Annotated in this window: 3 protein-coding genes; all 3 read right to left on the reverse strand. The window is 38.1% G+C overall.

What is annotated here, in order from left to right; all coding sequences use genetic code 11:
• Window positions 1-45: 45 nt before the first annotated feature.
• Window positions 46-9,384 carry an Ig-like domain-containing protein gene (locus RF683_RS09910; protein WP_309532127.1) on the reverse strand — a complete coding sequence of 3,113 codons (9,339 nt, stop codon included), beginning with the start codon at window positions 9,382-9,384 and terminating at the stop codon, window positions 46-48.
• A 191-nt stretch (window positions 9,385-9,575) separates the two neighbouring features.
• Window positions 9,576-9,956: a TraR/DksA family transcriptional regulator gene (locus RF683_RS09915; protein ID WP_298655577.1), complete on the reverse strand. Its 381-nt coding sequence runs from the start codon at window positions 9,954-9,956 to the stop codon at window positions 9,576-9,578.
• A gap of 28 nt (window positions 9,957-9,984) precedes the next feature.
• Entirely contained in the window at window positions 9,985-13,386 is a 3,402-nt protein-coding gene (ileS, locus tag RF683_RS09920; RefSeq protein WP_309532128.1) for an isoleucine--tRNA ligase, read from the reverse strand.
• Window positions 13,387-13,398 lie beyond the last annotated feature (12 nt).

The following is a 13,398-nucleotide window of genomic DNA, read 5'->3' on the forward strand; positions in this document are numbered from 1 at the left end:
GATTTAGAAAATAGGAGAAGAAACTAGTTCTCCTCCTATTTCTTATTATTTGTTAATATATAAATAACCTACTCGATGTTTTTCAACGCCTTGTGCATTTTTGTATTTCAATACATACCAATACGCTCCTACTGGTAACTCTGCTGATTGTTGTATCGTTACACGTCCTTCTGAAATTCCTCTGAAGTATTTACCGTTTTGACCATAACCATCTACTCCATAAACTTGAACGCCCCAACGATTGAATATCTCTAATGAATTTTCTGGATATAACTCAATGTTTCTTATCACAAACACATCATTGTCTCCATCTCCATTTGGTGTTACTAAGTTAAATATTTCTAATTCATCTGATGATATTACACCTCCAACATTAAAATCATTTACTTCTAAATAATCTGGAATACCATTTCCATTAGGATCAAATGGTTGATTCGGGATTGGACCAATCTCTTCTCCATTTTTTAAGCCGTCTCCATCACAATCTCCATCTAAAAATTCTTGACTCAATGGCAAAGTTGAATGTACCATAATTGCATCGCAACCCTCTGTTGGGTCTGTTCCATCAATAACCTCTGTGCCATCTAATACCCCGTCACCATCTGAATCTGGATCTAATGGATTTGTTCCTAAGCTTAGTTCTTGTGCATTAGTTAACCCGTCGTTATCACAATCTAAACTGTTCCAAGCAGTTGTTGGTGTAACTGTTTGATGTGCCAAGACAAATGAACATGGATTTAATGGATTGGTTCCATCTGTTACTTCTGTACCGTCTTTAACGCCATCTCCATCTGAATCTGGATTTAATGGATCTGTTCCTAAGTTTAGTTCTTGTGCATTAGTTAAACCATCATTATCACAATCATTAATAGGAAAATCAATACATTGACCTATAACTACCGTTGCAATTGCAGTATCACAATTTACTGGACTAGCTCCATTCTCACAAATTTGATATGTAACCGTATATGTGCCTGATGGAAGTCCTGCTGCTGCTGTAATAGTTCCGTTTGGATTTAATGTTAAGCCTGTTGGAACCGTTACACCTGTTAAGGTTACTTGGCCTGGATTCGTACCAATTACTACTGGCGAACCATTTAAAGTGTCATTAAGAACAGCTGATGGTGTTGAACCGCCAATTACTCCATTAAGTGGAACGCTACTATCATTCAATGCATCAATAACATTCGATACAATAACTGTAACTGTTGCAGTATCACAATTTACTGGATTAGCTCCATTCTCACAAATTTGATATGTAACCGTATATGTGCCTGATGGAAGTCCTGCTGCTACTGTAATAGTTCCGTTTGGATTTAATGTTAAGCCTGTTGGAACCGTTACACCTGTTAAGGTTACTTGGCCTGGATTCGTACCAATTACTACTGGCAAACCATTTAAAGTGTCATTAAGAACAACTGATGGTGTTGAACCGCCCGATACTATAGCAATTGGGGTGTCGTTCAATGCATCAATAACATTCGATACAATAACTGTAACTGTTACAGTATCACAATTTACTGGACTAGCTCCATTCTCACAAATTTGATATGTAACCGTATATATGCCTGATGGAAGTCCTGCTGCTACTGTAATAGTTCCGTTTGGATTTAATGTTAAGCCTGTTGGAACCGTTACACCTGTTAAGGTTACTTGGCCTGGATTCGTACCAATTACTACTGGCAAACCATTTAAAGTGTCATTAAGAACAACTGATGGTGTTGAACCGCCCGATACTATAGCAATTGGGGTGTCGTTCAATGCATCAATAACATTCGATACAATAACTGTAACTGTTGCAGTATCACAATTTACTGGACTAGCTCCATTCTCACAAATTTGATATGTAACCGTATATATGCCTGATGGAAGTCCTGCTGCTACTGTAATAGTTCCGTTTGGATTTAATGTTAAGCCTGTTGGAACCGTTACACCTGTTAAGGTTACTTGGCCTGGATTCGTACCAATTACTACTGGCAAACCATTTAAAGTGTCATTAAGAACAACTGATGGTGTTGAACCGCCCGATACTATAGCAATTGGGGTGTCGTTCAATGCATCAATAACATTCGATACAATAACTGTAACTGTTGCAGTATCACAATTTACTGGACTAGCTCCATTCTCACAAATTTGATATGTAACCGTATATGTGCCTGATGGAAGTCCTGCTGCTACTGTAATAGTTCCGTTTGGATTTAATATTAAGCCTGTTGGAACCGTTACACCTGTTAAGGTTACTTGGCCTGGATTCGTACCAATTACTACTGGCAAACCATTTAAAGTGTCATTAAGAACAACTGATGGTATTGAACCGCCCGATACTATAGCAATTGGGATGTCGTTCAATGCATCAATAACATTCGATACAATAACTGTAACTGTTACAGTATCACAATTTACTGGACTAGCTCCATTCTCACAAATTTGATATGTAACCGTATATATGCCTGATGGAAGTCCTGCTGCTACTGTAATAGTTCCGTTTGGATTTAATGTTAAGCCTGTTGGAACCGTTACACCTGTTAAGGTTACTTGGCCTGGATTCGTACCAATTACTACTGGCGAACCATTTAAAGTGTCATTAAGAACAACTGATGGTGTTGAACCGCCCGATACTATAGCAATTGGGGTGTCGTTCAATGCATCAATAACATTCGATACAATAATTGTTCGTGTTGCAGTAGCATTTGAACAGCCTCCTGTGCCTATAACCGTGTAAGTAATGATTGCTGTGCCTGAAGCTACTCCTGTAATCACTCCTGTTGAAGCATTTACTGTAGCAATCGTTGTATCACTTGATGTCCAAGTTCCGCCACTAACTGTAGCTGTATATATTGTTGTGCTTCCAACCGAAACTGACTGTACACCTGATAATGTACCTGCTGATGGCGCAGCTGTAACTGTAACAGTTCGTGTTGCTGTTGCATTTGCACAACCTCCCGTACCTGTAACTGTATATGTAATCGTTGCGGTTCCTGCTGCTACTCCTGTAACTAATCCGTTAGCATCAACTGTAGCTATAGTATTATCTGAACTTGACCATGTGCCATTTTGAACAATAGTTCTTCCTGTGGTCCAATTTGATGTTGTGCCTGTTAATGCAAAATTATTTAGTGTACCGTTAGAAGGACTTCCTCCGTTGTAATTTGCACCACTTTGATCCGTTACCGTTGTAATGGAAGTGTTGGTTTGATTAGCAACACCCTGGTCAAATTTATATAATAATCTTAATTCTGATTGAGGTAATGCCAAAGCATCCATATTCGCTTGTATTTGAGCTTGAGTTCTTGCTGTAGACCAAATGCGGAATTCACTAATCTTGGCACTCATTGTTACATTACTTCCCCAGTTGTCTTTACCAATGTAACAATTGTTTCTTATTGCATTTGGCGTACTTACTGTCCAATCATTTGCAGATACCACTAAGGTACCGTTTACATAAACACCAGCAAATGTACCGTTTCTAACAGCGGCTAAATGTACCCATTGATTCAATGGAAGCGGTGTTGGGCTATTGATAAAATGACCTTGACCACTTGCATTATATATATTGAATCCTGGTTTACCATTTGTGGCTTCACTCAAAACGAATAATACGTTATTATTTGTAATACCATTACCAAAGTCAAATAGGCGTTGATAAAAATTATGAGCAGTTACATATACCCAACTTTCGATTGTAAAGGTATCATCATCAAAATACACTCCAGATGGAGCTGTTATATAATCATTATTTCCATCAAAATCTAATGCTGAACCAGTTATTGAAACACCTGGAGAACTATTAGTTGCAGTAAATGTTGTTGTTGAGCCAACGCAAATCGCTTGTGTGCCTGATAATGTACCTGCCGATGGCGCAGCTGTAACTGTAACAGTTCGTGTTGCTGTTGCATTTGCACAACCTCCCGTACCTGTAACTGTATACGTAATCGTTGCGGTTCCTGCTGCTACTCCTGTAATCACTCCTGTTGAAGCATTTACTGTAGCAATCGTTGTATCACTTGATGTCCAAGTTCCTCCACTAACTGTAGAGGCAAAAGTGGTAGTGTTACCAACACAAACAGCTTGTGTCCCTGATAATGTACCTGCCGATGGCGCAGCTGTAACTGTAACAGTTCGTGTTGCTGTTGCATTTGCACAACCTCCCGTACCTGTAACTGTATATGTAATCGTTGCGGTTCCTGCTGCTACTCCTGTAACTAATCCGTTAGCATCAACTGTAGCTATAGTATTATCTGAACTTGACCACGTGCCATTTTGAACAATAGTTCTTCCTGTGGTCCAATTTGATGTTGTGCCTGTTAATGCAAAATTATTTAGTGTACCGTTAGAAGGACTTCCTCCGTTGTAATTTGCACCACTTTGATCATTTACAGTAATTATTCCTGTATTTGTTTGATTGGCTATTCCTTGGTCAAATCTATAAAGCAATCTTAAATCTGCCTGAGGGGATGCTAAAGTGTTCATTGCTGCTAGAATTTGAGCTTGTGTTTTAGCAGAAGACCAAATACGTAATTCCGCCATTTTTACATTAGCGGTTTGAACTCCCCAATTATCCTTGCCAACAAAACAATTATTTCTTATAATATTTTCGGTATTTATAGCCCAAGAATTACTAGACACAGTTAACACTCCATTAACGTATATTCCTGCAAATGAACCATTTCTAACTGCAGCAATATGTACCCACTCATTTAATGGCATAGGTGTAGGACTGATAATAAAATCTTGCTGTCCTGCAGCATTTATATTAACGAATCCAGGTTTACCACTAGTAGCTTCGCTTAAAATCAATACAACATTACTGTTATCTGGACCATTCCCAAAGTCTATAAATCTCTGATAAAATGCATGAGATTTGATATATACCCAGCCTTCTATTGTATAGGTGTTATCATCAAAATAAACAGCTGAAGGAGCGCTTACATAATCGTCACTTCCGTCAAGATCTAATGCTGAACCAGTTATTGAAACACCTGGAGAACTATTAGTTGCAGTAAATGTTGTTGTGCTTCCAACACATACCGCCTGAGTACCCGATAATGTTCCTGCTGATGGTGCAGCTGTTACTGTCACTGTACGTGTAGCTGTTGCATCTGCACAACCACCTGTACCTGTTACTGTATACGTAATCGTAGCTGTACCAGACGCTACTCCCGTAATCACTCCTGTTGAAGTATTTACTGAAGCAACTGTGGTATCACTCGATGTCCAAGAACCTCCTGAAGTTGTAGAAGAAAAAGTTGTTGTGCTTCCAACACATACCGCCTGAGTACCCGATAATGTTCCTGCTGATGGTGCAGCTGTTACTGTCACTGTACGTGTAGCTGTTGCATCTGCACAACCACCTGTACCTGTTACTGTATACGTAATCGTAGCTGTACCAGACGCTACTCCCGTAATCACTCCTGTTGAAGTATTTACTGAAGCAACTGTGGTATCACTCGATGTCCAAGAACCTCCTGAAGTTGTAGAAGAAAAAGTTGTTGTGCTTCCAACACAAACTGCTTGTGTGCCTGATAATGTACCTGCTGATGGTGAAGCAGTAACTGTTACTGTACGTGTAGCTGTTGCATCTGCACAACCACCTGTACCTGTTACTGTATACGTAATCGTAGCAGTTTGACACATTTCTACTTGAAAATTCATGTCTCCGGGATAACCCACATTTAACGTGTGAAATGATTGTCCACCAGCATATGAATCCGTTAAACCTGTATAACCAGTCGAATAGTTGATTATTTCAAAAACATACTGCTGTCCCGCTACTAAAGCTGGAGCTGTTGGAAATTCAAAAGTTGCTAAATCTTGCCAATTAGTGAAAGAAGGCATATTTGTGGCAACATTAGATGTTGCTATAATAGTACCTCCAAATGCCGAAGCAAGAGTATTGCCATTATATGCACGGAGTACAAGCTGCGGTGAACCGGTAGGCCATAATGTTAATTTTATTTTTGATAAATTACCCGATGAAAGTGCTGTAAAAGATTGACCTATTTGATCACCTCCTGAAGCATTAGCTATATTGGTAACCCCATTTAAATTTGATGCAGTTATTGTTCCACAGCTAGGTGCAACACCCGTAATCACTCCTGTTGAAGGGTTTACTGTAGCAATAGATGTATTACTTGATACCCATGTTCCTCCTGAAACTGTTGATGAAAACGTAGTTGTACTTCCAACACATACCGCCTGAGTACCCGATAATGTTCCTGCTGATGGTGCAGCTGTTACTGTTACTGTACGCGTAGCTGTTGCATCTGCACAACCACCTGTACCTGTTACTGTATAGGTAATCGTAGCAGTACCAGCTGACACTCCTGTAATCACTCCTGTTGAAGTGTTTACTGTAGCAATAGTTGTATCACTCGATGTCCAAGTTCCGCCAATAACTGTAGAGGTAAAAGTAGTAGTGTTACCAACACAAATCGCTTGTGTGCCTGATAATGTACCTGCCGATGGCGCAGCTGTAACTGTAACCGTTCGTGTTGCTGTGGCATCTGAACAACCTCCTGTTCCAGTTGCTGTATATGTAATTGTTGCTGTACCAGCTGCTATTCCTGTAACAAGTCCTGTTGAAGTATTTACAGTAGCAATCGTTGTATCACTTGATGCCCAAGTTCCGCCTGTTGTTACAGAAGGGGTTTGTGAAGAAGCTCCTGCTAAAATTCCCATTTGCGGCCTTAGAGAATTATTATAATATGTTCCAGATGCGCCTAAACAGCCAACGGATAAATATCCTGTGTTCATTCGCCCAGCAGGAATATTAACATAACCTACTTCATCCGAAACATTTTGACCAGCACTAGTTCTACATATCTGAACTAATAAATTAGATGTGCCATCCCAAATAATTGGTGTATTAAATGTAAATTGCCTCCAAGCATTATTCAAGGTACCAGCATCCGTAATAGTCCCTCTTGATGTTGGAGCTGGTAAAAAATTTGAAGATGTAAAAGTATTAATAGATGTAAGATCAGCAAAACAATCAGCAGTAATTGTCGAAGTAGTGTAATCCGTTTTTACAAACCATGAAATTCCATTGATATTTTGACCGGCGCTTAGACCAGCTTGAGAAAGTTCAGCTGCGGTTAAAATAACTTGAACTTTAGCACTACTAAATGAAGTTGGAATAAGATTATATGCTTCTGACTGATTATAACCCGTGAATCCAAGACTTAAATTTGATGGAGCAGGCTGACCTGCAATAAATTGAGTTGTACCACCTATACAAATAGCTTGATTACCAGTTAATACTCCAGCATATGGCGCAGCTGTAACTGTAACAGTTCGTGTTGCTGTAGCATCTGAACAACCTCCTGTGCCTGTTACTGTATAGGTAATCGTAGCAGTACCAGCTGACACTCCTGTAATCACTCCTGTTGAAGCATTTACTGTAGCAATTGTTGTATCATTTGATGTCCATGTACCTCCTGAAGCTGTAGATGTAAAAGTGGTAGTGTTACCAATACAAATCGCTTGTGTGCCTGATAATGTACCTGCTGTTGGTCCTGCAGTAACTGTAAAAGTTCTAGTTGCTGTACAAGCATTTGAATCTGTAACCGTACAAATATATGTACCTGGAGTTAGACCTGTAGCTGTTGAAGTTGTGCCTCCTGATGGTGACCATGAAAAAGTGTAAGGCCCTGTACCTCCTGAAGGTATAACACTTGCAGAACCTGATGAAGCACCATTACATAATGTAATTTGTTGCGTGCCCGTAAGGGTCAATGCTGTTGGTTGGGTAATAGTAAAATTTTGTGAAACAGTACATCCATTCGCATCAGTGACAATACATGTCCATATTCCTGCTGTTAAACCGGTAACAGAACGCGTTCCGTCTCCTGTTGGGTTACCTGGCGTCCAATTATAAGTATACCCCCATTCCCCTCCTGTTGGAATATTAATCGATGCAGCACCTGTTGAGGCTCCATTACATGCAACATTAGTTTGAGACAATGGCGTTACAACAAGAGCTGTTGGCTGTGTAATAGTAAGACTTCGAGATGTCGTACATCCATTTGCATCAGTAACAGTACAAGTATATGTTCCTGCTGTTAAACCTGAAGCTGTTGAAGCTGTACCTCCTGATGGTGACCACAAATAAGTATAGGGAGCTGTACCTCCTGATGGTGTGATACTTGCCGATCCATTTGAACCCCCGTTACACGGAACGTTTAATTGCGTGAAAGTAGTTGATAAAGTTGAAAGAGTACCTGCTATTGGTATATTCTGTGAAGTGGCTCCTGTTGAAGTTATTTGAATGTTTCCGCTCGGACTACCCGAAGCAGATGACGCTAATCTTACATAGACAGTAGTTGCATTCAATGTTCCTGATGCCGTTATTGTTAGACTTGAGGAATAACCTGAGTTTGACGTCAAAGACACCTCAAAACCAGTTGGAGCCGTAACAACAACATTATTTGTTAAATTTGACCCAGAAACTGTAAAAGATTGTGCAGCAGAAACAGAACCGCTACATGAATTAAAATTTGTAAAATTACTAGATGTGTTTACAGTTGGCACACTATCATTGTCTGTAATGGTAACTGCACATGTGGCATTTAATATTGAAGCATTAACTGGATCAGTAATAGTTACAGTAAAATTTTCTGTTGCTTCTGCAGCGCTATCGTTAATAATTGTTATAGTTATTGTTTGTGTTGTTTGACCTGGAGAAAAAGTAATTGTCCCACTACCTAGTGTATAATCTGATCCAGCTATTGCAGTGCCATCAGCAGTGGCATAATTAACTGAAACAGTATTAGAACTAGTTGCAGATAAAGTAACTGTAAGCGTTATTGTTGTTGTACCTTCATTTACAGTAGCTGTTTGTTGTATTGATACAGAGGGCAAAGATCCTAAATAATTATTTAGCGCATCCAACAAGCCATTAGTTGCCGCATTACCAGAAACCGTTCCAGGTACAGGCGATATACTTAAAGACTGACCGTTAAAAGTTAATCCTATATACTTTGTATCATTTATTACATAAGTTGATGAGCCATTAAAACCATTTGTAGCTAGGGTGAAATTACTCCCTGTTTGAGGTTGAAAAACCAATGTTGTAACGGTTCCGCTTGGAGCTCTCCATTTAACAAATCCATTTATGGTATGCTCAACACCATTAGCATCTGTAATAATAACCATACCGATAATATCATTACCTTGGGCTACAAATATACTTGATGTTGAATTTTGAGCAAATTGAATATTTGTCCATCCTAAACCAGAGGCTCCACTTAAATAATAAGCATTAGTAGATTGATTGTTTGCGGTATTATTTCCTACAAAGCCATTTGTAAAGGGAACACTAATTAAATTTTGAGAAGATACATTTATCGAAAATGCAACAAAAAGATATAATATTATTTTTTTCATACACATAAATTTGCGCAAATATAGAAAAATTATAGTTTGTTTAACATTTTATTACGCATTTTAGTGTGTATTTTTTTAAATATTCGTTGTGAAAAACGCATATCTAATGTGTATTTGTTTCAAAATTTATAACCCTTTCATAACAAAAAAAGCCCCGACAATGTCGGGGCTTTTTAGCTTGTTACAATTTGTTATCTCTGCATGTTTTTTGCCTCAATACTCATGGTGGCATGAGGTACAAGTTTTAATCGTTCTTTATTTATTAGTTTACCTGTTACCTTACAAATTCCATAGGTTTTGTTTTCAATTCGAATTAATGCGTTTTTTAAATCGCGAATAAATTTTTCTTGACGAATAGCTAATTGAGAATTAGCTTCTTTACTCATCGTTTCACTTCCTTCTTCAAAAGCTTTGAATGTAGGGGAAGTATCATCCGTTCCGTTATTTAAATCATTTAAATACGCGCTTTTTATTAATTCTAAATCATTTTTAGCTTTATCTAATTTTGCTAAAATTAATTCTTTAAATTCTACTAATTCAGCATCTGAATATCTTACATTTTCATCTACCATAATTCACTCTATTTTGGTTAATACTAATTTATTTTGTAATGGCTAATTTTGTTTGAATACCATCAAACTCAATTTCTATGCCGTTTTGCATTTCATCAACAAAAGAAATACTTTCTGTTAATGTCTCTGATGTAATGTAGTCTTCATTTGCCTGCACTGCCTCATACACATTTTCTTCTTTTTGAATCTGAACTTTAATTTTATCGGTCACTTCAAATCCAGAATCTTTTCTGATGTTTTGAATACGATTGACTAACTCTCTTGCTATTCCTTCTTTTCTCAAATCATCAGAAATAGTAATATCTAACGCTACTGTTATTCCATTTGCATTGGCTACTAACCAACCCGGAATGTCTTGTGAAGTTATCTCCACATCGTCGGATGCTAAAGTTAGGCTTTTTCCAGAAAGTACAATTTCTAACACTCCTTCTCTATCTAATTGATTAATTTGATCTTGATTAAAATTTTGTATCTCTTTGGAAATCAAACCCATATCTTTTCCAAAACGAGGACCTAAGGTCTTAAAGTTTGGTTTAATTTGTTTCACTAACACCCCTGACGCATCATCTAAAAGTTCGACTTCTTTGACATTTACTTCAGCTTTAATTAAGTCGGAAATAGCTTCAACTTCTGCTCTAAAAATCTCGTCAAGTACTGGAATCATTATTCTTTGCAGAGGTTGACGTACTTTAATCATTTCCTTTTTGCGCAGCGATAATACCAATGATGAAATAGTTTGCGCCTTTAACATTTTGCTTTCCAGTGATTTATCAACAAAGTTTTCAACCGAAACGGGGAAATCAGCAACATGTACACTGCCGTGTTTTTCCTGTTGTGTTACCTCATTTAAGTCCTTATAAAGTTGCTCCATAAAAAACGGCGCAATAGGCGCGCTTAGCTTAGAAACAGTGAGTAAACACGTATAAAGCGTTTGATATGCGGCGATTTTATCTTGAGCGTATTCGCCTTTCCAGAATCTTCTTCTACACAAACGAACATACCAGTTACTTAAATTTTCCTGAACAAAATCTGAAATAGCACGGGCTGCTTTTGTCGGTTCATAATCTGCATAAGCGGCATCAACTACTTGAATTAACGTATGTAATTCAGATAAAATCCAACGGTCAATTTCTGGTCGGTCTTGTAGTGGCACTTCGGCTTCAGAATACGTAAACCCATCAATATTTGCATATAAAGCAAAGAACGAATAGGTATTATAAAGTGTTCCAAAGAATTTTCGGCGCACCTCAGCCACACCTTCAATGTCAAATTTCAAGTTGTCCCAAGGGTTGGCATTTGAAATCATATACCAACGTGTAGCATCAGGACCATATTCTGCCAAAGTAGTGAATGGATCCACCGCATTACCTAAACGTTTTGACATTTTTTGTCCGTTTTTATCCAAAACCAATCCGTTTGAAACTACATTTTTGTATGCAATTTTATCAAAAACTAAGGTTCCAATGGCGTGTAACGTATAAAACCAGCCACGCGTTTGGTCTACACCTTCGGCAATAAAATCAGCCGGGAAGGCTTTATTTTCGTCAATTAAGTCTCTATTTTCAAATGGATAATGCCATTGAGCATAAGGCATTGCGCCCGAATCGAACCAAACATCAATTAAATCGGTCTCGCGTTTCATTGGTTTGCCTGAAGGAGAAACTAAAATAATTCCGTCAACCACATTTTTATGCAAATCGACTAAATCATAATTGGCTTCACTCATATCCCCCACTTTAAATCCTTTATACGGATTTTCTGTTTGGAAACCTGCAGCAATAGCTTTTTCGATTTCATTGTATAATTCTTCCACAGAACCTACTAATAATTCTTCCGTTCCATCTTCACTTCTCCAAATTGGTAATGGAATTCCCCAATATCTTGAACGAGACAAGTTCCAATCGTTGGCGTTTTTTAACCAATTTCCAAAACGTCCTTCTCCAGTTGCTTTTGGTTTCCAGTTGATGGTTTCGTTTAAATCGAACATTCTATCTTTGATTTCGGTTACTTTAATAAACCAAGAATCTAACGGATAATATAAAATTGGCTTGTCGGTTCTCCAACAATGTGGGTAACTGTGAACGTATTTTTCTACCTTAAAGGCTTTGTTTTCTTCTTTTAATTGGATTGCAATTTCTACGTCGGCAGAGCGTTCTGGCGCTTCGCCTTCATTATAGTATTCATTTTTAACGTATTTCCCAGAATATTCGCCTAGATTTGAAATGAATTTTCCTTGCAAATCTACTAAAGGAACTGCATTTCCATTTTCATCTAATACCAACATCGGCGGTACTTCTGGAGTAGCTTCTTTGGCTACTTTCGCATCATCTGCACCGAAAGTAGGAGCGGTATGCACAATTCCTGTTCCGTCTTCAGTAGTAACAAAATCTCCAGCAATTACTCGAAAGGCATTTTCAGGGTTTTGATACGGTAATGCTAATGGCATTAATTGTTCGTAACGAATTCCTACTAAATCTGAACCTTTACATTCGGCTAAAATTTTGAATGGAATATTTTTATCTCCAGCTTTGAAATTTTCGAAATCAGATGATTCTGTGCTTGTAAAAAATCCTTTTCCAAACTGTTTCCCAACTAAATTCTTAGCTAGAATAACATTTACAGGCTCAAAAGTATATTGATTGAACGTTTGAACTAAAACATAATCGATTTTTGGCCCAACAGTCAATGCTGTATTTGATGGCAATGTCCAAGGCGTAGTCGTCCAAGCTAAAATATGTATGTCTCCAAAACCTTGTAAAAAGTTTGGCAATGTGTCTTCTTTAGTTTTGAATTGTGCTACAACAGTGGTATCGGTAACATCTCTATATGAACCTGGCTGATTTACTTCGTGCGAAGATAAACCTGTTCCTGCTTTTGGCGAATATGGCTGAATGGTGTAGCCTTTGTATAGTAAATCTTTGTTGTAAATTTGTTTTAGCAACCACCAAACCGATTCCATATATTTGGATTTATACGTCACATACGGATCTTCCATATCTACCCAATAGCCCATTTTCTCGGTAAGATCATTCCAAACATCTGTATAGCGCATTACTGTTCGTTTACACGCTTCGTTGTATTCGGTAACTGAAATGGTTTTTCCAATGTCTTCTTTGGTAATGCCTAATTCTTTTTCGGTGCCTAATTCTACAGGCAAACCGTGTGTGTCCCAACCTGCTTTACGCTTAACTTGGTAGCCTTTTTGAGTTTTATAACGACAAAATATATCTTTAATCGCACGCGCCATAACGTGGTGAATTCCAGGTAATCCATTTGCAGATGGTGGCCCTTCAAAAAACACGTAGGGTGTAGCTCCTTCACGAGAAGTTACTGATTGTTCAAAGATGTTATTTTTTTTCCAAAAATCAAGAACTTCAGATGCTACTGTTGGCAGGTCAAGTCCTTTGTATTCAGTAAATTTTGTGCTCATTTTGTCGTGTAC

Origin of the sequence: Flavobacterium sp. 20NA77.7 (genome assembly GCF_031326205.1) — a bacterium.
In the GTDB taxonomy this organism is placed as follows: domain Bacteria; phylum Bacteroidota; class Bacteroidia; order Flavobacteriales; family Flavobacteriaceae; genus Flavobacterium; species Flavobacterium nakdongensis.